The organism is Bacteroides sp. B1-V-101 (assembly GCF_023656585.1).
Classification (GTDB): Bacteria; Bacteroidota; Bacteroidia; order Bacteroidales; family Bacteroidaceae; genus Bacteroides; species Bacteroides thetaiotaomicron.
The window spans coordinates 1-25,941 of the sequence record NZ_JAMOKH010000040.1 but is presented as its reverse complement, the minus strand read 5'-3'; the positions used below and the strand labels follow the sequence as shown (position 1 = coordinate 25,941).

Genomic DNA, 25,941 nt, shown 5'->3' with positions numbered 1-25,941 from the left:
CAGCTTAATATCTAATACTTGATAGTTAATACTTGCTATAGAACTAACAGCAGGATAAGCGCCAGCGCTCCGCAAAGGAACACGTATGCGTATTGCTGTACCTGACCGCTTTGAAGACCACGTATCTCGTCGCTTGTCGTATTCGTAGCCCATGCCAGGAAATTAAAGAACCCATCCACTACATGACGGTCGAACCATGCGATAGGAGTCGAAATGCAACGGAAGATGATCTTATGCGTAATAAACTGGTATATATCATCAATATAAAAACGATGATAAGCAGCTGTCCACAATCCATTGAACCGTTTGGCAAGTGCATTGGCAACAGGCTGTTTGGCATTCTTATACATCCATGTGGCAATCCCGATAGAAATAATCGCAATTACAACGCTTGTGACAGCTACCGACAGATCGAGATGGATAGAGTAAGACTCCCCGTTCGAATTGATAAAGTGTCCGAAAGGAATGAACCCTGCAAGGCAGGTAACAACCGCCAGAAACATCAACGGAAAAGTCATAGCCAACGGACTCTCATGCGGACGGCAAGGTGCCGCTTCCAAGTTTCCGTGCGGCTCGGCCCCCCAGAAGATGCCGTAGTAGAGGCGGAACATATAGAAGGCGGTCATTGCGGCGATTACTGTCATCACCCAACCCATTGCAGGGCTATATTGGAAGCAGGCAGCCAGAATCTCATCTTTCGAGAAGAAACCGGAGAACGGAGGAATACCGGCAATGGCGAGACAGGCAATCAGGAATGTCCAGTGAGTAATAGGCATATATTTGCGTAGTCCTCCCATAGCTGACATTTCGTTGGAATGTACTGCATGGATAATGCTGCCGGCACCCAAGAAGAGTAATGCCTTAAACATGGCGTGTGTGAAGAGGTGGAACATGGAAGCCATGTATCCCAGTCCTCCGTGGTGTGGGGCCATAGAAGTACAAACGCCCAGTGCTACCATCATAAAGCCAATCTGTGAAATGGTCGAGAAGGCCAGCACACGTTTGATATCCGATTGTACGCAAGCCACGCTTGCTGCATAAAAGGCGGTGAAGGCACCTACCCAGGCAATCATGTGCAAGGTGTCCGGCGCATAAGCGATGAAAAGCGGGAACATACGCGCTACCAGATAAACACCGGCAACTACCATCGTAGCCGCATGAATCAAGGCACTGACGGGAGTAGGACCTTCCATGGCATCGGGCAGCCAGATATGCAACGGGAACATGGCACTCTTTCCGGCGCCACCGATAAACATCAGTCCCAAAGCCAATGGAAGCATGGAAGCGCCGCCACTGATCAATGATACCGTATCCGGTGTGAAGCCGAATGTGCCACCGTAGTATCCGTAAATCAGAATACCGATAAGGAAGCCTAAGTCTGCAAAGCGGGTGACAATGAACGCTTTCTTGGAAGCGGCAATGGCAGCAGGCTTTGTATAGTAAAAACCGATCAGCAGATAAGAACTGACACCCACCAGTTCCCAGAAAAGATACATCTGGAAAATGTTTGTGGCAACAACCAGTCCCAGCATAGACATCGTAAACAGGGACAGGAAAGCGTAATAACGTTGAAAGCCCGTCTCACCTTTCATGTAGCCGAAGGAGTAGATATGCACCATCAGTGACACGGTAGAAATGACAATCAGCATCATCACGGATATAGGATCTAGCAGAATGCCCAGATCAAATCGTAAAGTCTCGGTGAAAGGAAGCCACGTAAAATTATAAGGTATCAATGTGGCAAATGTTCCGTCTTCCAAACGAGGGGCGGAGAAATATTGGAAAGCCGTAACGTACGATAGTACTGCTACTGCTCCCAGTATCAGTGTACCGATAGCACCCGCTGTCCGATGAGACATCCATTTTCCTCCGATTCCCAGAATGAGGAAGGAGAGGAAGGGAAGAAGGAGTATTAGAATTGTTAGTTCCATACAGTTTATTTTAATTACTTGTTTTATTATTGTTCATATTTATCACGATATCCATCCGAATGGAAATTGGGTCGTGCCGCTTTGGCACTACCACTTCAGATCGTCCAGATTGCGGACTTGAATGCTTCGGAGGTTGCGGTAAATGTTAATCATGATGGCGATAGCTATAGCCGTTTCCGCAGCCGAAATGGCGATGGAAAAGAGTGCAAAGAAATAGCCTTCCATGCCTCCCGGAAAGAGAAAACGGTTGAACACGGCGAAGTTGATGTCCGTGGCGTTCAGCATTAACTCTACAGAAATCAGGATAGCCAGCGTATTACGGCGGGTAAAGAACCCATAGATTCCTGCAAACATCATGATGGTAGAAACTACCAGATAATATTCCATGTGTATCATATCTGAAATTATTAGGTTTTAAGTAATAAGTATTAATTCCTTGCGGTTCATTGCGCAGCCTAATACCTGATACTTAATAGTTAATACTTACTTATTTATCTCTTTCGGGCGATCATGATACCACCGATGATACAAGCCAGCAATAAAATACTGATTGCTTCGAAAGGCAATATATAACCATATTTGTCACTGCTTAATAAAGCATTACCAATGGTGTGGATGTTTATTTCCAGCGGAACCAGGTTGGTCGTTTGCAGGAAGTTATGCTTCAGGGTGATAAACAAGATAATCGCTAAACCGGCAATCATCGTAAAGAGTCCTGCCAGAAACCTGCTTCGTTTCAGTTTCTCGGCGCGGTCACCTTCTCCACTGGTCAGCAGGATGGAGAATACATAAAGGACGACGATACCACCGGCATAAACCATAATCTGGACAGACCCCAGAAAGGTGTAACCCAGCAGGAAATAGATGCCAGCCGTGCCGAAGAGCACGAAGAGCAGATAGGTGGCTGAGCGGACAATACGTTGGGTAGTCACCGTCATGATGGACATTGCAATAATAAATGCTGCCAAAAAGTAGAATACTACTGTTTCAAGTGTTGATCCCATATCTAAACTTCTTTTTTCTTTTCAATTACTTTACTACCGGTATGATTCAGTTGCAGGACAAGCTTCGTCCGGTCAAAGACGGCATGTTCGAAGTTCTGGTCGAACGTGATGGCATCATGCGGACAAGCGTTGACACACAGTTGGCAGAACATACAAGCTCCGAGGTCATATTCATATTTTGCCAGGATTTTCTTCTTCTTGCCGTCTTCAGTCTCGATCGTTTCGCTGGTTACGGTGATTGTATCGTTCGGACAAGCTATCTGACACAATCCGCAGGCTACACAGCGGTGTTCGTTATTCTCATTGTGGGGCATTGCCAGTGTACCACGGAACCGGTCGAACATTTTCAGCTCTTTCCGGTTTTCAGGATACTGTTCGGTTACTTTTTTGCGGAAGTATACCTTGATACTGGTTTTCATACCCGTTGCCAGAGTGCTGATACCATGTATCAGTCCTCCCAAATACGTATATTTTTGATCTTTATATTCCATAATTCTTATTTTAGAAGTGGAAGCCAAAGGCAACACAACATGCCATTAATAATAGGTTTACCATAGAAATTGGAACCAGATATTTCCATTCCAGATTCAGAATCTGGTCGATACGCAGGCGTGGGAAAGTCCATTTGATCCACATTAAGAGGAACACAACGAAGAATGCTTTGGCAAAGAACCAGATGAAGCCGGGAATATAGTCCATAACAGCGTTGAATCCGTCCAAACCGATGATATGCAATGGCATCCAGCCTCCCAAAAAGATGGTAGCGGCCACGCTGGCTACGATAAACAGATTCAGATATTCCGCCAGATAAAAGAAACCGAAGTGCATACCGGAATATTCCGTATGATATCCGGCCGTCAATTCACTTTCCGCTTCGGGAAGGTCGAACGGGCCACGGTTACATTCTGCATTTCCGGCAATGAGATAGATGATGAAAGCGATAACGGCAGGAATATGTCCTTTGAAGATAAACCATCCGTCAGCCTGTCCTTCTACGATTTCGGAGAACTGCATGGTGCCCATCAGTACGACCATCGTCATGATGCTCATACCCACTGACAACTCATAACTGATGATCTGTGCGCCACTTCGCATGGCACCGATCAGCGAAAACTTGTTGTTACTACCCCAACCGGCAAGCAGAATACCTACCACACCGATGCTGGAAGCAGCCAGCAGGAAGAATACGCCCACATTAAAATTCAGAATTTCCGCTCCTTTATTAAAAGGAATACAAGCGAAAGTGAGGAACGAGGCGATAATCACCATGAATGGAGCCAGATTGTAGAGGAAGCGGTCGGCATCCTTCGGAGTGAAAATCTCCTTGGTCAGCATCTTGAGTACATCGCATATCACTTGAATAGAACCCCATTTACCGACACGGTTCGGACCGAGGCGGCACTGGAAGAAACCACAGACTTTGCGTTCCATGTAAATCAGTACGATAGCCAGAATAGCATATAGTGCAACGATGCACACGCCGACAGCTATGCACTCTATAAAGATGGCCCATCCCTCCGGCATAACGGAGAGCAGCAGCTCATGTATCCAGTTTGTTACTATACTAAAGTCGAACATATATATTTTAATTATTAGGTTTTAAGTATTAAGTATTAATTCCATGCGGAATATAGCGTATATCATATTGCATAGTCGGTTAATACTTACTACTTTATACTTAATACTTGTTTTTTATCTCTTGTTTATCGGTCGATGTCCGGAACTACATAGTCCAGTGTTCCTCCGATGGCAATCAAGTCGGCAATTTTCGCTCCGCGGCAAATCGTGTCGATTGCAGCAACAAGTGGCAATCCCGTAGCACGATAGTGCAGGCGATAAGGCATCTTGTCACCCTGACTTTCGAGAAAGACTCCGAATTCTCCGCGGCTTCCTTCTACGGCGGCATAATAACTGCCTTCGGGAACGCGGATGATCGGTTTCATCTTTTCCTGATACGGGCCTTCGGGAATGTTGTCTATCAACTGCTCTATAATCTTCAGACTCTCCATGATTTCGTCCATACGTACCAGATAACGGGCGAAACAGTCTCCTTCCGTATAAACAATTTCCTGGAAGTCTACCTTGTCATATACACCGTACGGTATCCGCTTACGTACATCGCAAGCCCAGCCAGAAGCACGGCCTGTACCCCCGGTGCAACCGAATGAGATTGCATCTTCACGGCTTAACACTCCGACGCCCTTCATACGGCTCTGAGCGATAATGTTGCCGGTAAATATGTCGTGGTATTCGTGAATGATACCTCTCATATAAGGGATAAATTCTTTTACCCGCTTGACGAAGTTAGGATGAAGGTCGGCCTGTACACCGCCGATGGTATTGTAGTTCATGATCAGACGTCCGCCGCAAGTCTCTTCAAAAATATCGAGAATCTTTTCACGGTCACGGAATCCGTAGAAGAAAGCAGTAAGTGCTCCAAGGTCCATGGCGAGGGCGGAGTAGAACAGTAAGTGAGAGTCGATACGTTGCAGCTCATCCATAATTGTACGAATGTATTTGACACGGTCGCTCACTTCGATGCCCATCGCTTTCTCGATGCACATACACAAAGCGTGACGGTTCTGATGTGCGCCCAGATAGTCGAGGCGGTCAGTCAATGCCAATGTCTGCGGATATGTAAGACTCTCGTTCATTTTCTCGATACCCCGATGGATATAACCGCAGTTAGCATCGATCTTACGAATAATTTCACCTTCAAGAGAAACGCGGAAGCGCATTACACCGTGAGTTGCAGGGTGTTGCGGGCCAATGTTGACTACATACTCTTCTTCTCCAAAGAGTTTCATTTCTCTGTTTTTAATCGTTCCGTCCGGATTAAGTTCTATTTCCTGTGTTGTATCGAACGTCTCTTCGTTAGCCATACAAAGCGGATTATCTTTCTCCGGATCATTATCTTTACGCATGGGGTATCCTACCCAGTCATTACGTAAGTAAAGGCGGCGCATATCGGGATGCCCTACGAAAACAATGCCATAGTAGTCGAACACTTCACGTTCGTAGAAGTCGGCTATTTTCCATATATCGCTGACTGACGGAATTTCCGGTCGTTCACGGTCGGTAACGGCTGTTTTCAGTGCTATCCGTTCTCCCGTAACAGTCGATTCCAGATGGTAGACAACGCCTAAACCACGGAGTTTCTCCGGTGCGTCTTTTTCGTCTGCTACTCCCCAGTCCATACCAGTGAGGCTTTCAAGGAAGTCTATCTGTTTTTCATTTCGCAAGCGCAGCATTTCGTCGTGTAACGCTGCAGGGACTATAAATTGTATTTCTTGCATAATTCTTCGTTCCTCATTCTTCATTTCATAAATTCCGGTTTCTTCTCTTTTCTGTTCGTTCCACCAAAGAATTTCTCTATTTTCACTTTGCGTTGTAGTTGCATCATGCCGTAATAGAAAGCTTCCGGGCGGGGCGGACATCCGGGGATATATACATCGACCGGAAGAATCTTATCTACTCCATTCAGCACATGATAAGACTTCTTGAAAGGCCCTCCGCTGACAGCACATCCGCCTACGGCAACTACATATTTCGGATCGGGCATCTGATCGTACAAACGTTTCAGTACCGGTGCCATCTTGTTGGTGATTGTTCCGCAGACCATGATCATATCAGCTTGGCGCGGACTGGCACGTGCTACTTCGAACCCGAAGCGGGCCATATCATAACGCGCGGCACCCAGTGCCATGAATTCGATGCCGCAACAGCTGGTTGCGAAAGTAAGCGGCCACAGTGAATTGCTGCGTCCCCAGTTGACAAGGTCGTCCAGAACCCCAAGAAAAACGTTCGCTCCTCCGGCATTAAGTTCCTTGACCAACTTTTCCAATGACTCATTGTCGATGAACTCATCATACGGAATTGATTTTATTTTCGGTTTTTTGGTTATTTCCATTCCAAAGCTCCTTTCCTCCAGGCATAAGCAAGGCCCAGAACCAAAATAATAAAGAAGAAGAGAATACTAACGAGCCCCTGAGGTCCCATGTCATGCATTACTACTGCCCAAGGGAACAGAAAAGCTGTTTCCACGTCGAACATCAGGAACAGGATGGCAAACAGGTAGTAACCTACACGGAACTGCATCCATGATTTACCACGCGTTGGTATACCACATTCATAAGCTTCAAACTTTTGTACATTGTACGAACGTGGTGAAATAGCTCGTGAAAGGGCTATTACTACACCGACAAAAGCGAGCGCTGTCAGTAAAACAACAACTAAAAATGTAAAATTCATAATTTCAATAGCTGTTTAGATTGAATATTATATAGAAATAAACAATTAGTTTCTCCACACCCGGATGAAACCAACTGTAATGAATTGACGAATAAGATAATGGATTGTACCGTCTAAATGACGATCTTCCTTAAACCATATATATAATATGTAATAGGATCGTAAAAGTACTTGGGAATATGGAGTGAATGAGTCTGAGACGTGTTTTGCTGGCTTTTGTATTCACGGAAATAAGTAATCAGCAATTGCACGCTTTTATCTGTAGGGATGTGTGCAACATCCGCATGACTCATATCACAAGACTGGGTAGAATAGAAATAATGAAGACGTTCAAGAGCATTATGAACAGGATGATCCTGAGATACGTAGCACTTCTCCTGGCGATATGTCGGGGGGGATACTCTGCAGTTATCTTCCATTGCTTCATTGGAAACAACATGGATCAGCAAAGCAAGTACCAGAAATAGTCCGTATTTTAAGCTTTGTTTCATCTTTCTCTTTTAACGGCTGCAAATATAGGATTAATATTCATGTTTTTTGCAAAGTCGGGGTTACAAAAAAGTATTTTTTAACTTGCTTTATTTCAAGTCCGTTCTTATTTCAGTGCTACTCTGGAGAATCTTCTTCTTTTATGGTATACATCCGTTCTTGTTTGGTTAAAAGATGTAATAAAAAGAACGATTTACGTTCTTTTTGACGAATTACCCAAAGAAAATTCATTTTTTTGCAAATTGTATATAACACATTGATATGAAACACACACTTTGCTTTATAACAATCCTACTGGGTTCTTTGTTGAATCTTTATGCAAATAACGAGAATGATTCTCTATTGAAAGTTTTAGATAAAGTGATTTCTGAGCGTCTTGTGTATACAGAAAAGAAGGAAGCTACTATCAAAGAGCTGAAAGCAAAAAAGAAGGAACAAAAGACCTTGGACGATATGTATCGTCTGAATTCCGAGATTATTAGCCAGTATTCAACATTTGTCTGCGATTCGGCAGAACAGTATATCAATGAAAATATTGAAATAGCCCAAAAAATGGGTAATAACACCTACTTACTGGAAGGCAGACTGCAATTAGCTTTTGTTTATTCATTATCGGGGTTGTTTGTTCAGGCTACCGATATCTTCAAGTCTATTAAATGCGATACATTACCTGATTATCTGAAGGCTTTATATTGTTGGAATCATATCCGCTACTATGAGAACCTTATTAAATATACGGATGATGCCCGGTTCTCAAGTGAATATATGGTACAAAAAGAAGCCTATCGGGATACTGTGATGACTATTCTGTACGATCAATCAGATGAATATTTTAAAGAAAAAGCTGTCAAGCTTCAAGATGAAGGAAAATTTTCGGAGGCTCTTGAGATATTAATTAAGATATATGATAAGCAGCAACCGGAAACTCATGGCTATGCTATGATGGCTATGGGGCTTTCAAGAGCCTATAAGCTGTCTGGGAATCTTGAACTGGAAGAAAAGTATCTGATATTAGCTGCTATGACAGATACCAAACTGGCAGTCAAGGAGAATGAGGCATTACTGACTCTGGCGGTTAATCTGTATCATAAAGGTGACATTGACAGAGCTTATAATTATATAAAGGTGGCTTTGAGTGATGCTATCTTTTATAATTCCCGATTCAAGAATACGGTGATTGCGCGTATTCATCCTATTATAGAGAGTACTTATCTCTATAGACTGGAGAAGCAGAATCTTCGCTTTTACATTTTGCTGACCAGCTTATTGGTCGTAGCTCTTGCCCTTGCATTATATTTCACTTACAAGCAGACGAAGATTGTTTCCCGGGCCAAGAAGAATCTAAAGTGTATGAATGAGGAGTTGGTGGCATTGAATAAAAATCTGGATGAGGCCAATCTGATAAAGGAAAGGTATGTCGGCTACTTTATGAATCAGTGTGCCGTATATATAAATAAACTCGATGAATACAGAAAGAATGTCAACCGGAAAATAAAGACCGGACAAGTCGACGATCTTTATAAGTCTTCCTCCCGTCCTTTTGAGAAAGAGCTTGAAGGACTATATACTAACTTTGATAAAGCATTCCTGAAACTGTATCCTAACTTTGTCGAAGAATTTAATTCCCTGTTGAAGCCCGAAGAACACTATAGACTGGAAAAGGACCAGTTGAATACGGAGCTACGCATATTTGCCTTGATACGAATGGGGATTACAGATGTTGGACAGATTGCTGTATTTCTGCATTACTCCGTACAAACAATTTATAATTATAAGAGTAAAGTGAAGCGAATGTCTGTCCTGGATAGCAATCTATTCGAAGAAGAGGTGAAAAAGCTCGGTTCTTTGTCTCAAAAATGATTCTATTTAGTTTACCAAAACATGATAATGCTTATTTTTCAATATGTTGATTTATAAGTTGTTAATTAAAATAAAGTCTTAAAAAAGTCTACTTTACAGCCTACTTCCCATCAGAAGTAGGCTTTTTTCATCTCTATATTTGCATCACAAGATTTTTGATAACTGAATACTAATTCTAAAGAAACACAACTATGAGCTTTTCAGAAATGTATCTCACTTATTATTCAAAACTGGTTCGGTTTGCAAGAGAATTTGTAATACTGGAAGAGGATGCAGAAAACATAACGCAAGATGTGTTCACAGACCTGTGGGAAAGACGAGATTCTATGGATCACGTTGAGAATATGAATGCATATCTTTTTAGATTGGTAAAGAACAGATGTCTGGACCATTTGAAACATAAAATATTCGAGCAAAAATATGTAGAAGTTATGCAGACTTCTTTTGAAATAGAGTTAAATTTAAAGCTACAATCTTTAGACAGGTTTGATGGTTCTGATATGTCAGTGGGGAATGACACTGAAATACTTGTTCGGGCTGCAATCAACAGTTTGCCGAAACGGTGTCGTGACATATTCTTGTTGAGTCGTATGGAAGGACTGAAGTATAAAGAAATCTCCGAACGCTTGGGAATTTCCGTCAATACAGTTGAATGTCAGATGGGAATAGCGCTCAAAAAATTAAGAGTAAAGCTCAGTATGTGTCTGGCTGCATAACTTTTAATTAAATTATAGATATTCTTTTAGGGGTATTTGTTGAGTTAATCGTTCTTTTGTAAAAAGTACGTATAAATGAAAAATAATATAAATAAGTATTTTGCAGGTGAATTGACTTCCGGAGAAAAAAATGAATTTCTGTTGGAAGTAATCCATGACGGGGGACTACAAGAGGACTTTTTAGAATATCAGCATCTGGTAGCACTAATAGACTGGTTGGCTCCGAAAGAGGATAAGGAACTTGCTCAGCGTAAGTTATCTGAATTTATGAATCGGATAGAAAAACGCAAAAATAAATAGGCATTAGATACCATGAATAAAATTAGTATCCTGTTATTAGCTGTTTTTATTTGTTCGTATGTTCATTCGCAGCAGCCATCTTTCGTTGACGGATATCATGGAGGGATATACGGGCACTATCCGGTGAAGTGGAAAACCCAGTTTATCGTAGACCAGCTGACCATGCATCCCGACTGGCGAATCTGCATGGAGATAGAACCTGAGACGTGGGATACGGTTCAGGTACAAACCCCCGAAGCTTATCGTCAATTTAAAAATCTCGCAGCCGGCGAGCAAGTAGAATTTACGAATCCGACCTATGCGCAGCCATACTGCTACAATATTTCAGGTGAAAGTATTATTCGTCAGTTTCAATATGGTATATCCAAGATAAATAAACATTTTCCGGAAGTAAGTTTTCTGACTTATTCAGTGGAAGAACCTTGTTTTACAAGCTGCTTGCCGCAGATACTCAAGTCGTTAGGATTTAAGTATGCTGTTCTCAAATGCCCGAATACGTGCTGGGGAGGCTATACCAGTGCTTATGGTGGAGAACTGGTCAACTGGATAGGAACCGATGGAACTTCCATACTAACCGTACCCCGTTATGCTTGCGAGAAACTGGAACGGGGATCTACTTGGCAGACGACTGCCTGGGGAAATTCAGAGGAATATTTAAACGCTTGCCGTGATGCAGGAATCGAGCATCCGGTAGGTATGTGTTTTCAGGATGCTGGATGGAAAAACGGACCGTGGCTGGGTAGTGGAAAGAAAATCAAAAATAATTCCAAATATGTAAGATGGAAAGATTACATAGAGAATATTTCCATTGGTAAAACAGATGATGATTATCGTTTCTCGCAAGAAGATATGCGTGTCAATCTGATGTGGGGCAGCCAAGTGATGCAAAGGATTGCACAGGAGGTACGTACTTCCGAGAATAAGATAGTGATGGCAGAGAAAATGTCCGTCATAGCTCATTTGGAGAATGGCTATAGCTATGCTCAGGCGGATGTGGATGAAGCCTGGCGCACATTGATGCTGGCACAACATCATGATTCATGGATTGTACCGTATAATGGTTTACATAGGTATGGTACATGGGCAGATGCAATCAAGCGGTGGACGGATCAGACCAATACCATTGCTGATAAGATAACGGAAGCATCCGTACGGAGCTTTGATCAGGGAAATACGCCTGTGGACGGTCAGCAGGGATATATACGTGTTTATAATACTCTGGGAATTCAACGAACAGAGATGATGAATATCCTGCTTCCAGATGAGTATGCAGATGACGAATTGGAAGTTTGTAACTGGAAAGGAAAGAAGATAGGTTACTCTATAGAAAGAGAAGGTAAAAAAACAAGATTGTTTTTTGAAGCAGAAGTTCCCCCCCTCGGCTACTCCACGTATCGTATCAAACAAAAAAGGTTAGGTAAAAGAACGGTTTCAGGAGGTCAGTGTGCAGTGAACGAACGGGAATATATAGTCGAAAATGAATTGTATAAGATTGTTTTTGACTTGTCGAAGGGAGGAATTATTAAAAGCTTGGTTGCAAAGAAAGAGGGAAACAAAGACTTTGCCAAACAATCCGGTGAGTATGCTTTAGGTGAACTGCGGGGATACTTTTATGAAGAAGAAAAATTCCGTTCTTCTACGGAGACACCTGCAAAGATGACTGTTCTGAGAAATAATTGCTATGAGACAAAGGTAAAGATAGAAGGCGAAATCGCTACACATCCTTTTACGCAGATTGTGACTCTTGCCCGCGGGGATAAGCGTATTGACTTTGACCTTACCATCAATTGGAGAAAGAATGTGGGAATCGGTGAATATCGCGAAACGCACTGGCGGGACAATCGCAGAGCATATTGTGACGACCGGTTTAAACTGAGTGTCTTGTTTCCGGTAGATCTTGGTTCGTCTCGTATTTATAAAAATGCGCCGTTTGATGTTTGCGAAAGTAAACTGGATAATACTTTCTTTAATACCTGGGATCAGATTAAGCATAATATTATTCTTAACTGGGTGGATTTGGCGGAACAAAAAGGAGATTATGCGCTGGCATTATTGTCAGACCATACTACTTCTTATTCTCACGGAGAAGATTACCCGTTAGGTTTGACGGCACAATATTCCGGTCCGGGACTTTGGGGACCTGATTATAAGATTACAGGTCCGTTGAAAATGAAATATGCTATTATCCCTCATCGTGGGAAGTGGGATAAAGCTTGCATTGCTACTAGCAGTGACTGTTGGAATGAACCATTGTTAGGTTCTTATCATTCGTCGGCAGAACTGGAATCAAAATCATTTGTTGATTTGCGCAATACCGGTTATCAGATTAGTGCAGCTGGACTGCAGGACGGGAAGATCATGCTGCGTCTGTTCAATGCGGAAGGAGACAATGCACAGCGAAAAATTACTTTAAACATGCCTTTATCCCGGATAGAGGAAGTAGATCTGAATGGAAACTGCCTGGAACAAAAGAAGATAAAAACACGTGCCGGGAAAACTGAAATGATTGTTTCAATGCCCCGTTTCGGTATAAAGACTTTCGTACTGAATTGATTTATAAATATATTCTATTAATAGTAAACTGAAATATTTTTATGTATAAAGCTACTGCTAATCTTTTAATTGCTTGCTCTTTTTTATGGATGACCGCTTGTTCATCGACGGATACAGCTACAGCAGATCTGGTTCCGACTGATTATGTAAATCCGTTTATCGGCGCCAGCACCAGTGTGGGGGCTGCAGGTGTTTATCATGGATTGGGTAAGACTTTTCCGGGAGCGACCACTCCTTATGGTATGGTGCAAGTGAGTCCGAATACAATAACAGGAGGTGATAACGGCTCCGGTTATAGTGATGAACATAAGACAATTGAAGGATTTGCTTTTACTCAGATGAGTGGTGTGGGGTGGTTTGGTGAATTAGGAAACTTCCTCGTCATGCCTACCACCGGTGAATTGCTGAAAGTAGCGGGTAAAGAGAATAATGACAGTATCAAAGGATACCGTTCTGCCTATGATAAAGCTACCGAGACTGCGAAAGCGGGATATTACTCTGTAGAGCTGACTGATTATAAGATCAAAGCAGAGACTAGTGCTACACCCCATTGTGGAATATTGCGGTTTACTTTCCCTTCGAATGAACAGTCGCGTATTCAGATCGACCTGGCACGCAGAGTGGGCGGTACTTCTACAGTTCAATATGTGAAGGTGGTAAATGAAAATACGATTCAAGGCTGGATGAAGTGTACTCCTGACGGTGGCGGATGGGGTAATGGAGAAGGCAGTGCCGATTATACCGTTTATTATTATGCGCAATTCAGCAAGCCGTTGAGTAATTATGGATTCTGGAGTGCGGATATCCCTGATAATTGGGTCCGGAAGCGTGATGAAGTCGTTAGTATTCCTTATCTGACACGTGTTTCACAGACTCCGGTGATAACAGGTAAGAAAGAACTGGAAGGCAAACATCTGGGTTTCTTCACCGAATTCCCGACTACGGAAGGAGAAGAAGTAGAAATGAAAGTAGGCATCTCTTTTGTAGATATGGAGGGTGCTGCCAATAACTTTAAAAAGGAAATAGCTTCTAAAAACTTTGATCAGGTGAGACAGGAGGCGAATGATTTATGGAACAAAGAACTTAGCCGTGTACAGATATCCGGAGGTACGGATGAAGAGAAAACGGTGTTCTATACCGCTTTGTACCACACAATGATCGATCCACGAATCTATTCGGATGTAGACGGCCGCTATGTAGGCGGAGATAAAGAGACACATGCAGGTGACAGTACATTTACCAAACGTACTATATTCAGCGGTTGGGATGTATTTCGTAGTCAGTTCCCTTTGCAGACGATTATCAATCCGCGTCTGGTAAGTGACGAACTGAACTCGTTGATTACTATGGCTGAGCAAAGCGGACGCGAATATTACGAACGTTGGGAACTGCTGAATTCTTATTCAGGATGTATGCTGGGTAATCCTGCATTATCCGTATTGGCTGATGCCTATATAAAGGGAATCCGCACTTACGATGCTGAGAAAGCTTATCAATACGCAGTCAATACATCACGCAAATTCGGCAATGATTTGTTAGGTTATACTCCTGAACCATTAAGCATTTCATACACTTTGGAATATGCTTATGCAGACTGGTGTGTTTCTCAATTGGCTAAAGCACTGGGAAAAGAAGATGAAGCCCGACGTTTTTATGAAAAAGGACAGGCTTATCGCAATATATTTGACAAGGAGAAAGGATGGTTCCGCCCACGAAATGCGGATGGTTCCTGGGAACCTTGGCCGGAGAATGCACTGACAAAGGAATGGTATGGTTGCATTGAGTCCAATGCTTACCAGCAGGGATGGTTCGTGCCGCACGATGTGACGGGCATGGTCGAACTGATGGGAGGCAAAGAAAAAGTGATAGCGGATCTGACTAATCTGTTTGATAAGACTCCTTCCAACTTGTTGTGGAATGAATATTATAATCACGCCAACGAACCGGTACATTTTGTTCCTTTCCTCTTCAACCAGTTGGGTGCGCCATGGGATACGCAGAAGTGGACACGTCATATTTGTGAAAAGGCATATGCCAACAAAGTAGAAGGGATTGTAGGAAATGAGGATGTTGGACAGATGTCGGCGTGGTATATTCTGGCTGCTTCCGGCATTCATCCTTCTTGTCCGGGGAACACGCGGATGGAAATAACAAGTCCTGTTTTTGATAAGGTAGAGTTCCGACTGGATCCGAAGTATTATTCAGGAGAAATATTTACAGTGATTGCACACGATAACAACGCAAATAATCTATATATACAGAAGGCTTTGCTGAACGGCAAGGAATACAATAAGTGTTATCTGGACTTTGCAGATATTGCAGCCGGAGGAACATTGGAGCTGTTTATGGGTGATAAGCCTAACACTGAATGGGGGATCTGATTAAATAAAGATCCCCAAAACTAATTGTTACTTTAAAATCTTGATAGCATGATGAATAAACTTGGTCTTTTTATAGTATCGGCAGTATTTGCTCTTATCCAGACGGGATGTGCGGAGCAGAGTACAAAGATGTCGTTGAACAGTTCGAACCCGCAGATTCTTTGGGAAGTGAAACCCCAGGCGGATTTGGAGAATATGACCGGAGAACAGATATCTACTCCGGGATTTGAAATGTCCGGTTTTGTCAAGGGTGTAGTACCGGGAACTGTTTTTACTGCTTATGTTGAAGCAGGAATTGTTCCCGATCCTAATTACGCTGATAATATTTATAAAGTAGACGAGACGTTTTATAACCGTCCGTTCTGGTATCGTACAGAATTTGAGCTTCCGGTATCTTATTCGGAAGGAAAGCGTGTATGGCTCCATTTTGACAATACCAACCGCTTTGCTGATTTCTATTTTAACGGAGAGAAGATATCAGGAACGAAAACATCTGTGAAAGATGTAAGCGGTCATATGTTGCGTTCAAAATTTGATGTGACTGATTTGGTTAAGAAGTCCGGCAAGAATGCGATAGCCGTCTTGATCACCGATCCCGACCAGAAAAAGACGCGTAAAGCTAAAGACCCGTATGGAGTTGCTTGCAGCCCCAGTTATCTGGCAGGTGCCGGTTGGGACTGGATGCCTTATATACCAGGACGTTTGGCGGGTATCACAGGTAATGCCTACCTTGCTGTTACCGGAGATGTAATTATGGAAGACCCGTGGGTACGTTCCGAGTTGCCGACTTTACAGCAAGCTGAGATATCCATTTCGACAGATATCAGAAATGCTTCTTCTTCTCCGAAGGAAGTGGTTGTTGCTGGAGTTATTCAGCCGAGAAACATTTCCTTTTCTAAAGATATACGGGTAGAGGGAGGAACGACAGCCAAATTATTTATAGATAAAGAAGAAATAAAACAGCTGGTCATTGATAACCCGAGACTTTGGTGGCCGAATGGTTATGGTGAACCTAATCTCTATACCTGCCAACTGACTTGTTCGGTTGACGGACAGGTGTCGGATGTAAAGGAAATGACATTCGGTATCAAGAAGTATGAGTATAAGATGGTAGATAACGTAGTGGGATATCCTGTACTGACATTCTTTATCAATGGGCAGAAGATTTACCTGAAAGGTGGAAACTGGGGAATGAGTGAGTATCTGCTTCGTTGCCAGGGTGAAGAATATGAAACGAAGATCCGTCTGCATAAGGAGATGAATTACAATATGATTCGTCTGTGGACAGGTTGTGTGACCGATGATGAGTTTTATGACTATTGTGATAAATACGGAATAATGGTATGGAATGACTTCTGGCTGTATGTGGCATATAATGATGTAGCCCAACCGGAAGCGTTCAAGGCGAATGCCCTTGATAAAGTCAGACGTCTCAGAAACCATCCTTCCATCGCTATCTGGTGTGGAGCCAATGAAACGCATCCGACACCCGATTTGGATAATTACCTGCGTGAAATGATTGCCAAAGAGGATAACAATGACCGTATGTACAAGTCATGCTCCAATCAGGACGGATTGTCCGGAAGTGGCTGGTGGGGAAATCAGCCTCCAAGACATCATTTTGAAACATCAGGCAGCAATCTGGCATTTAATACACCGGCTTATCCGTATGGTATTGATCACGGTTACGGTATGCGTACAGAGATAGGTACGGCTACTTTCCCTACATTCGAAAGTGTGAAAGAGTTTATCCCGCAGAAAGACTGGTGGCCTCTGCCTACTGACGAGCAGTTGAAGAATGATGACGATAACGTATGGAACAAGCATTTCTTCGGTAAGGAAGCATCCAACGCCAATCCTATAAACTACAAGAATTCAGTGAACACCCAGTATGGAGAATCATTCGGACTGGAAGAGTTCTGCGAGAAGGCACAGTTGCTGAATATCGAAGTAATGAAAGGAATGTATGAGGCTTGGAACGACAAGATGTGGAATGACGCCGCTGGACTTCTCATCTGGATGAGCCATCCTGCCTATCCTTCGTTTGTATGGCAGACTTACGATTATTATTACGATCCTACAGGTGCTTACTGGGGGGCGAAAAAGGCTTGTGAACCTCTGCATATCCAATGGAATGCTTCCAATAACAGCATAAAAGCAGTCAACACTACGGCGAAGGACCTGAAAGGGGCAACAGCCAAAGCTACCATCTACGACCTGAATGGAAAGGAAGTTACTGTATACGGCCAGACAAAACAGGTAGACGTGGCAGCCAGCGATATAGCTGAAGCATTTACGTTGAACTTTAACCCCTTCAATCTGGCTTACGGAAAGAATGTCATTGCATCTTCCTCAACAAGTGCTTCTAAAAGTGCTTCGATGGTGGCTGACGGAGGTGCCGGAAGCCGTTGGGAAAGTGCATACAGCGATCCTCAATGGATATACATTGATCTTGGCAAAGAGGAGAAAATAGAAAAAGTAATTTTGAAATGGGAAGCGGCTTGTGCTAAGAGATATGAGCTGCAAGTTTCGAATGATGCGAAGGAGTGGAAAACCGTTTATACCAATAAGGAAGGAAAAGGCGGTACGGAACAGATTGAGCTGGAACCGGTTGCTGCCCGTTATGTAAAACTGGCAGGTATCAGTCGTGCCACATCATTCGGATATTCATTGTTTGAGTTCGAAGTCTACGGTGAGAAGCCGAAGGGAATAGAAGAACTGACTCCGCTTCATTTCATTAAACTGGAACTGACAGATGCTAAGGGTGATCTGCTCTCCGAAAACTTCTATTGGCGGAATGGCGTGAGAGACCTTGATTATACCTTGCTGAATACACTTCCGGAAGCTGATTTGTCTTGCCGGTTGGTCGATAAATCGATGGCTGACGGAAAGATGAAAATAGCTGTGAAGAACAATTCCGGTATGGTGGCTTTTGCCAATCGGATGAGACTTGTCAATAAGACTACACAAGAACGCGTGCTTCCTGTTATCATGTCCGATAATTATGTAACGTTGATGCCGGGCGAAGAAAAGGTGATCAGTATGGAGGCAGCACCCGAACTGCTGAAAGGTGGCGTGAGTGTATTGGTGAAACAGTACGGAAAAGTAGAGCAGAATAAACTGGATATATAAAAGTAGAGATGAAGATATTCTGGTTGTTATCTTTGATTTGTCTGAGTTGTGGCTGCCTGCAGGCACAGACTGCAATTCCCCGGTTCGAAAAGGGGGAGCGTGTGGTATTTGTGGGAAACAGCATTACTCATGGCGGACATTATCATTCATTTATCTGGCTATATTACATGACCCGCTTTCCCGACCAGCCGATTACTATCATGAATGCCGGAATTGGCGGAGAGAGTGCATGGGATATCAAAGACCGGCTGGATTATGACGTTTTCGACAGAAAACCGACTTATGTGACACTGACTTTCGGTATGAACGATACCGGTTATGATGTTTACATGAAAGACAATGCGAAAGAACTGTCGGAAGAACGGATTGCAAAGTCGTTGGAGAGCTATCGGGAAATAGAAGAACGATTGTTGGCTAAAAATAAAATAACCAAGGTGCTGATAGGTGGCTCTCCTTATGATGAGACCTCCAGGTTCAATCATTTTATTTTGCACGGAAAGAACGACGCTATTCTTAAAATAATAGACGCCCAACGGGCATCGGCAAAAAAGAATGACTGGGGCTTTGTTGATTTTAATCAGCCAATGAGAGAACTAAGTCTGAAGGAACAGGAGAAAGACTCTACATTTACTTTTTGTAGGATAGATCGAATCCATCCGGATAATGATGGTCAGATGGTCATGGCTTATCTGTTTTTGAAAGCGCAGGGATTGGCGGGAAATGAAGTGTCGTCAGTCTCTATTGATGCACATCGTTCATCTATAATGGCTCGTAAGAACTGTAAAGTTTCAAAATTGAAGAAGAACGGAAGCAATTTAACTTTCGACTATCTGGCTGAGGCTCTTCCTTATCCGCTGGATTCTGTATCGAGAAGTGGCTGGGGTAGTAAAAGGTCGCAACGTGATGCCATGCAGCTCGTTCCGTTTATGGAAGAGTTCAATCAGGAACGCTTTCAGGTGACGAATCTGGAGAAAGGAACTTATCGGCTGACGATTGATAATCAGTTTATTGATGATTTTTCAGCGGAACAATTGGCGGATGGGATCAATCTGGCAGATTACCCGAATACTCCCCAATATCAACAAGCTATGAAGATTATGTATCTGAATGAGGAACGGTTTGAAATGGAGAAACGTTTCAGAGAATATTTGTGGACAGAATATTCTTTCTTGAAAAAGGAGGGACTGTTATTTGCAGATAATCAACAGGCTATTGATAAACTTAAAGAATATTTGCCCAAAGATGTTTTCCTTCGGATGAGTTATGACTGGTATGTCAAAGCGATGCATCCTGAGGTACGTGAAGTCTGGGGTAATTATATGAAAACCATTGTTGAAACCATTTATAAAATCAATAAGCCTGTCACTCATACAGTGAGTCTGACAAAGATTGAATAATGGTCATGATGTGTAGATTGCAAAAAACTCTTTAATTGGACAATATGAATAGATTAATTGGAACTCTCTTGCTGTTGATCGCATTTTCTTCCTTTACCTATGGAAGAGACAATGCCCATGTCGTGAATCTGCGTTGTGACAAGATGGAGAATCCGATAGTTATTGAGAGCCGGCAACCGGTACTTCAATGGCAACTGGCGTCAGATGAAAGAGGAAAAAGGCAGACGGCCTATCGTATCATTGTATCTGGCAGTCTGAAACAGCTCAATAAAGGAAAAGGTGATTATTGGGATTCCGGTAAAGTCAGTTCATCAGAGTCTGTCATTAACTATCGGGGGAAACCTTTGTCATCCGGAGCGCAGCTTTATTGGAAAGTGATGGTTTGGGATGAAAATAACACTCCTACGAAATGGAGTGAGGCATCGAGCTGGAATATGGGATTATTGAAACCATCCGACTGGAAGGCAAAATGGATAGGGCAGACAGAAGATTTATATCCGGATTCGACGCTGACATATCCGGCACCGTATTTTCGTAAGGAGTTTACTGTTAAGAAAACCGTCAAAAAGGCTGTGGTATATGTCTGCGGATTAGGTTTCTATGAAATGTCTTTCAACGGAAATAAAATAGGCGATCAGGTATTGGCTCCTGCCGTTACGAATTATGATAAGAGATCGTTGAAAAAACTTTTGTATCATTATGATGACCAGTCGACGCAGAGAGTACTTTATAATGTATTTGATGTCACTTCCTATTTGAAGAAACAGAACAATGTGATTGGTGTCGTATTGGGTAATGGCTGGTATAATCAGCGGGACCGTATTGTGGAAGGTCATATGTGGTATGATGTTCCTAAACTGATACTGCAACTGGAGATTGAATACAAAGACGGAAGCAGGGAAACAGTGGTGTCCGATCCTTCATGGAAAACGACTACGGGGCCGATTCTGCATGATGCCATATTTACAGGTGAAGTTTATGATGCCCGTCTTGAACTTGGTTCCTGGAACCGGGAAGGTTATGATGATTCTGCCTGGAGACCGGCTTTGGCAGTTCGTCCTCCTACGGGTGCTTTGCAGGCACAAACGATTCCATTTACGAAAGTGATGGGAACGGTAGATACCCATTTTGAACAGGCAAACGACTCTTTGTATATCTTCACTCTGCCCGAAACCGTTTCGGGCTGGTGCGAACTATCTGTGAAAGGTAGGGCAGGAGACTCTGTGAAACTGCGTTTCATCAGTGATGAGGGCTTGAACTATGGGCAGGAAGATGTATATATACTGAAAGGCGGGCAGGAAGAAAGATGGGAACCCAAGTTTACCTGGCATGCGTTTAAAAAGATAGAAGTGATTGCTACAGAAGGAGTTGCAATCTCCGGCCAAAGCATACAGGTGAAATCCATCTATACGGATATCAGGAATACAGGAAGCTTTGAATGCTCTAACGAACTTTTTAATAACATCTGTGAGGCTTATAACCGTACGATGCATGCTAATTTCAAAGGCATAATAAGTAGCGACCCGCACCGCGAACGATTGGCTTATACCGGTGACGGACAAGTCATCACGGAAAGCCTGCTCTATTCGTATGACATGACTCGTCTTCTCAGAAAGTTTGTTACTGACATTAGTGATGCAAGCAATAAGAATACAGGCTATGTTCCTCATACCGCACCTTTTGGCGGTGGAGGCGGAGGACCTGCATGGGGATCGGCTTATGTAGTTATACCCTGGAATTATTTCTGTCACTATGGTGACACTACACTCTTACGGGAACATTACCAGGGAATGAAGCATTGGGTTGAATATCTTCAGACCCGTACAGATGATAAGGGGATAGTCGTGAGGGAGGAACCGAACGGATGGTGTCTGGGTGAGTGGTCTACTCCTCACAACAGAATTGAAATTCCTGCCTCATTGGTGAATACGGCATACTTCTATCATGTCACTTGCATCATGGCGGATGTTGCGGGTATTCTGAACAAGAAAAATGACGAGCATCATCTGCGTACACTTGCCGAAACGATCAGAAAGAACTTCAACGCTGCATTTTACAATGAAGCAACCCATCATTATGGGGAGGGAAAACAAGGGGCCGATGTATTTGCGCTGGCATTCGGACTTGTTCCGGATGGTAAGCGGGAGAAAGTGTTCGCAGCTTTACTCGGACATTTGGAAAAGGTCAATTATCACTTTGATACAGGTATACTTGCCACTCCACTTTTACTGCAGGTGCTGACGGAAAATGGAAGGGCAGACCTCGCTTATAAGCTGATGAACCAGCGTGACTTTCCAAGTTATGGTTATCTGGCTGACAAGAAGAATAATACACTTTGGGAAACATGGAATGGAGATGGAAACGATGAAGGTTGCGGACATTGCCATCCGATGTTCGGAAGTGTCGTGGCATGGTTCTATCATTCACTGGCAGGCATCAAGCCCGATCAGTCTGATCCGGGGATGAAGCATTTTTATATTGAGCCGATGATAGTGCCCGATTTGAAATATTGCAGAGCTACGTATGACAGTCAGTATGGCAAGATTAGTTCGGATTGGAAGATAGATGAGAACGGAAATCTGAATATTAAGATAGAAGTACCTGCAAATACATCCGCTACGGTGATAATTCCTGATTGGGGTGGCAGAACGGTGCTGGAATCCGGAAAACCGGTAAGTGAAGTCAGTAATATTGTAATAGATAAAGTGGATTCTGCCTGGATGGAGGTATCATCGGGCGTCTATCACTTTGTCATTCTTAAGTAAGTCATTAAAAAATAGAAGATGAATAGTATGAAACGATTGTTATGTTTAGGTTTGATTTTGAGTTTCTGTTGTCTGTCATTGACGGCGTATGGAAATGAGAAGACTCCGCCTTTCCATCTGGTGGAGCTAAAATGTGAGAATCTTATTGACCCGTTGGGGATTGATAATGTAACCCCTCATTTCAGTTGGAAATTGAAAGGTGACGGAGTGAAGGGCGGGCAAGCCTATTATGAAATACAGGTGGCTTCGGACAGTATTTTGTTGTTGCAGGGTAAGGCAGACTTGTGGAACACCGGGAAGTTGAAATCCGATGCTTCGGTAATGGTGCCTTATCAGGGAAAAGCGTTAACTTCCCGTTCCTTATGTTATTGGAGGGTACGTGTATGGGATTCCAAAAAACAAGCTTCGGTGTGGAGTCCGGTTGCCCGTTTTGGTGTAGGTATTTTGGATAAGTCGCAGATGCAAGGCGAATATATCGGGTCGTCTGCCGAAGGTGGTAAGATTTGTGCTCCTATTCTACGCAAGAAAATCAATATGACGAAGGGAGAGACTTCTTTTTTGCATATAAATACGTTAGGTTATCACGAAATTTACGTCAATGGAAAGAAAGTAGGCGAAGACGTCCTTACACCTGCTGTTTCACATTTGACCAAGCGTTCGCTGATTGTCACTTATGATATCACTCCTTATCTGAAAGAGGGAGAAAACGACTTGCTCATCTGGCTCGGTCGGGGATGGTACAAGACAACTACTTTCGGAGCGGCTTATGAAGGTCCGCTGGTAAAAGCAGAGCTGGATGTGTTGAGAAATGGTAAATGGGAAGTAGTGGCGAAGACAGACCGTTCATGGAACGGGCGCGAAAGCGGCTATTCGGATACAGGTACTTGGCGGGCTTTGCAGTTCGGCGGTGAGAGGGTGGATGGAAGAATTCTTCCGAGAGATCTTTCGTCACAGGCGTTGGATAAAATGAAATGGGCTCCTGTGGTGACAGTGAATGTTCCCGATCATATCGTTTCGCCTCAAATGTGTGAAGTGAACAAGATACATCAGATTTTGCAAGCTGTTTCGGTCAAAAATCTGGGCGAAGGTACATGGTTGGTAGATATGGGGAAAGTTCAGACCGGATGGTTTGAAATGCAGATGCCTGTGTTGCCGGCAGGTCACGAAGTCACGATGGAATATAGTGACAATCTGACGAAAGACGGTGAATTTGACAAACAAGGTGAAAGTGATATATATGTATCCGGTGGCAAGCAGGGAGAATGTTTCAGAAATAAATTCAATCATCATGCCTTCCGGTATGTGCGTATCTCCAATCTTCCGCAAAAGCCGGAAACGGGTGCTATGAAATCTCTGCAGATTTATGGAGATTACAAACAGGCTGCTACTTTTGAATGTTCGGATGCCGACTTGAATGCTATCCACGATATGATTCAGTATACGATGAAATGTCTGACGTTCAGCGGCTATATGGTAGACTGTCCGCATCTGGAACGTGCCGGATATGGGGGTGACGGAAACTCGTCAACGATGTCTTTGCAGACGATGTACGATGTAGCCCCGACTTTCGAGAACTGGATACAGACATGGGGAGATTCTATGCGTGAAGGAGGAAGTCTGCCGCATGTTGGTCCTAATCCGGGTGCCGGTGGCGGTGGTCCGTATTGGTGCGGATTCTTTGTACAGGCTCCGTGGAGAACATATGTCAACTATAATGATCCCCGACTGATCGAGAGATATTATTCTCAAATGAAAGAGTGGTTCAAGTATGTGGATAAATATACGGTAGATGGTTTGCTGAAGCGTTGGCCCGATACCAAATATCGCGACTGGTATTTGGGTGACTGGCTGGCACCGATGGGGGTAGATGCAGGCAATCAGGCTTCAGTGGATTTGGTTAGTAACTGTTTCATCAGCGATTGTCTGGGCACTATGTATAAGACGGCCTTGACATTAGGTAAAAAAGAAGAAGCGGAAGGTTTTGCTGCCCGTAGAGAGAAGCTCAACAAGCTGATTCATGAGACTTTCTATCGTGCGGATGAAGGAATTTATGCTACAGGTTCGCAGTTGGATATGTGCTATCCTATGTTGGTAGGTGTTGTGCCCGATTCTTTGTACGATAAAGTGAAAGAGAATGTGGTCGCCATGACCGAAGAAAAGCATAAAGGACATATCGCTGTCGGTTTGGTGGGAGTACCTATCCTGACAGAATGGGCTGTTCAGAACAAAAAAGTGGATTTCTTCTATCAGATGATGAAGAAACGAGACTATCCCGGCTATTTGTATATGATCGATCATGGTGCAACGGCAACCTGGGAGTACTGGAGCGGAGAACGTAGCCGTGTACATAACTGTTATAATGGTATTGGAATCTGGTTCTATCAGGCTTTGGGAGGAATACGTCTTGATGAGGCTGAACCGGGATACCGCCATTTCTATGTCGATCCTCAGATACCGAATGGTGTGACTTGGACAAAAGCGACGAAAGAATCGCCCTACGGCACTATTGCTGTCAATTGGGAATTGAAAGGTAACCAACTGAACCTTCAGCTGACGGTTCCGGCGGGAACAACTGCCACAGTTTGCATTCCTGACGATGCGGTTTCATGCAAGATGGGAACGAAAAAGGTGAATATCAAGAAGAAAACAGTGTTGGTAAAGGAAGGAAACCATCATTTTGTATTTGGACTGAATAAGTTGTAATGGGGGAATCTGTGGTGCTTCTTCTATAGAAATAAAAACTATTATTTGCCGTCATCTGTCACATTATGGGGCATAATGGTTTGAATATGAATGGTTAATGCTGTGACAGCAGTATGTGATGACAGTGTGATGGCAAATCTTGCCGTCACACTGTTTTGCATTAACGGCTTCTTATGTTCGGTTCTATATAGAGCTTTTTAGTTTCTGGAGCTTGAAACTAGAGTTTCGACCGTTTGAAACTAAAGTTTCATCAGCTTGGAACTAAAGTTTCCTCTATTTGAAACTAGAGTTTCAGCCGCTTGAAACCATCGGTTCCGGCGTAGGAAACCAAATAGATCTTGTACTTCCCTAATAATGGTTGACTTGTTTATCTCTAATAGCTGCTATGTGTTGACTAGAAATATTACTAACCCTGGCAGCTGTTTACTTTATTATTTATTATTCCTGCCTCCGGTTTAC

18 protein-coding genes are annotated in these 25,941 nt (G+C 43.2%); 9 read left to right on the top strand and 9 right to left on the bottom strand.

Going from position 1 to position 25,941, the window contains the following annotated elements; genetic code table 11:
- Positions 1-35: 35 nt before the first annotated feature.
- The 9 genes from nuoL to NBH01_RS21695 form a co-directional block, all read right to left on the bottom strand.
- Complete coding sequence (gene nuoL, locus NBH01_RS21735; RefSeq protein ID WP_234141680.1) at positions 36-1,931, bottom strand: NADH-quinone oxidoreductase subunit L; 1,896 nt, start codon at positions 1,929-1,931, stop codon at positions 36-38.
- An 87-nt stretch (positions 1,932-2,018) separates the two neighbouring features.
- A complete protein-coding gene (gene nuoK, locus NBH01_RS21730) occupies positions 2,019-2,327 on the bottom strand; it encodes an NADH-quinone oxidoreductase subunit NuoK (protein WP_007764713.1) in 309 nt (102 codons plus the stop codon).
- Positions 2,328-2,422: 95 nt separating this feature from the next.
- Positions 2,423-2,935 (bottom strand): NADH-quinone oxidoreductase subunit J family protein, encoded by a 513-nt coding sequence (locus NBH01_RS21725; protein ID WP_008760947.1) that lies wholly within the window; start codon positions 2,933-2,935, stop codon positions 2,423-2,425.
- A 2-nt stretch (positions 2,936-2,937) separates the two neighbouring features.
- Complete coding sequence (locus tag NBH01_RS21720; RefSeq protein WP_008760948.1) at positions 2,938-3,426, bottom strand: 4Fe-4S binding protein; 489 nt, start codon at positions 3,424-3,426, stop codon at positions 2,938-2,940.
- Positions 3,427-3,436: 10 nt separating this feature from the next.
- Positions 3,437-4,513 (bottom strand): NADH-quinone oxidoreductase subunit NuoH, encoded by a 1,077-nt coding sequence (gene nuoH / locus NBH01_RS21715; RefSeq protein ID WP_008760949.1) that lies wholly within the window; start codon positions 4,511-4,513, stop codon positions 3,437-3,439.
- A 125-nt stretch (positions 4,514-4,638) separates the two neighbouring features.
- Entirely contained in the window at positions 4,639-6,231 is a 1,593-nt protein-coding gene (locus NBH01_RS21710; protein ID WP_129655019.1) for an NADH-quinone oxidoreductase subunit D, read from the bottom strand.
- A 20-nt stretch (positions 6,232-6,251) separates the two neighbouring features.
- Positions 6,252-6,845, bottom strand: coding sequence for an NADH-quinone oxidoreductase subunit B (locus tag NBH01_RS21705; protein ID WP_008760951.1), 594 nt, complete (start codon positions 6,843-6,845; stop codon positions 6,252-6,254).
- Positions 6,836-7,186: an NADH-quinone oxidoreductase subunit A gene (locus NBH01_RS21700; RefSeq protein WP_008760952.1), complete on the bottom strand. Its 351-nt coding sequence runs from the start codon at positions 7,184-7,186 to the stop codon at positions 6,836-6,838. Before NBH01_RS21700 ends, NBH01_RS21705 begins: the two co-directional genes overlap by 10 nt.
- A 113-nt stretch (positions 7,187-7,299) precedes the next feature.
- Positions 7,300-7,677 carry a hypothetical protein gene (locus NBH01_RS21695; protein ID WP_008760953.1) on the bottom strand — a complete coding sequence of 126 codons (378 nt, stop codon included), beginning with the start codon at positions 7,675-7,677 and terminating at the stop codon, positions 7,300-7,302.
- Positions 7,678-7,936: 259 nt separating this feature from the next.
- Between NBH01_RS21695 and susR the strand changes: the two genes are divergently transcribed.
- The 9 genes from susR (at position 7,937) to NBH01_RS21650 (ending at position 25,482) form a co-directional block, all read left to right on the top strand.
- On the top strand, positions 7,937-9,535 hold the full coding sequence (susR, locus tag NBH01_RS21690; protein WP_250700295.1) for a SusR family glycan utilization regulator: 1,599 nt from the start codon (positions 7,937-7,939) through the stop codon (positions 9,533-9,535).
- A 191-nt stretch (positions 9,536-9,726) separates the two neighbouring features.
- A complete protein-coding gene (locus NBH01_RS21685) occupies positions 9,727-10,251 on the top strand; it encodes an RNA polymerase sigma-70 factor (protein ID WP_074856138.1) in 525 nt (174 codons plus the stop codon).
- Between the two features lie 75 nt (positions 10,252-10,326).
- A complete protein-coding gene (locus NBH01_RS21680) occupies positions 10,327-10,551 on the top strand; it encodes an anti-sigma factor (RefSeq protein ID WP_074856140.1) in 225 nt (74 codons plus the stop codon).
- A 12-nt stretch (positions 10,552-10,563) separates the two neighbouring features.
- Positions 10,564-13,104, top strand: a complete 2,541-nt coding sequence (locus NBH01_RS21675) for a glycoside hydrolase family 38 N-terminal domain-containing protein (protein WP_074856142.1) — start codon at positions 10,564-10,566, stop codon at positions 13,102-13,104.
- A gap of 41 nt (positions 13,105-13,145) precedes the next feature.
- Entirely contained in the window at positions 13,146-15,485 is a 2,340-nt protein-coding gene (locus tag NBH01_RS21670; RefSeq protein ID WP_074856143.1) for a GH92 family glycosyl hydrolase, read from the top strand.
- A gap of 48 nt (positions 15,486-15,533) precedes the next feature.
- The gene (locus NBH01_RS21665) at positions 15,534-18,617 is read left to right on the top strand and encodes a galactose-binding domain-containing protein (RefSeq protein WP_250700294.1); all 3,084 of its coding nucleotides are present in this window, start codon (positions 15,534-15,536) and stop codon (positions 18,615-18,617) included.
- Positions 18,618-18,625: 8 nt separating this feature from the next.
- Positions 18,626-20,014, top strand: coding sequence for an SGNH/GDSL hydrolase family protein (locus NBH01_RS21660; protein ID WP_074856147.1), 1,389 nt, complete (start codon positions 18,626-18,628; stop codon positions 20,012-20,014).
- A 44-nt stretch (positions 20,015-20,058) separates the two neighbouring features.
- The gene (locus NBH01_RS21655) at positions 20,059-22,779 is read left to right on the top strand and encodes a family 78 glycoside hydrolase catalytic domain (RefSeq protein ID WP_074856149.1); all 2,721 of its coding nucleotides are present in this window, start codon (positions 20,059-20,061) and stop codon (positions 22,777-22,779) included.
- Positions 22,780-22,797: 18 nt separating this feature from the next.
- Complete coding sequence (locus tag NBH01_RS21650; RefSeq protein WP_250700293.1) at positions 22,798-25,482, top strand: family 78 glycoside hydrolase catalytic domain; 2,685 nt, start codon at positions 22,798-22,800, stop codon at positions 25,480-25,482.
- Positions 25,483-25,941: the final 459 nt, after the last annotated feature.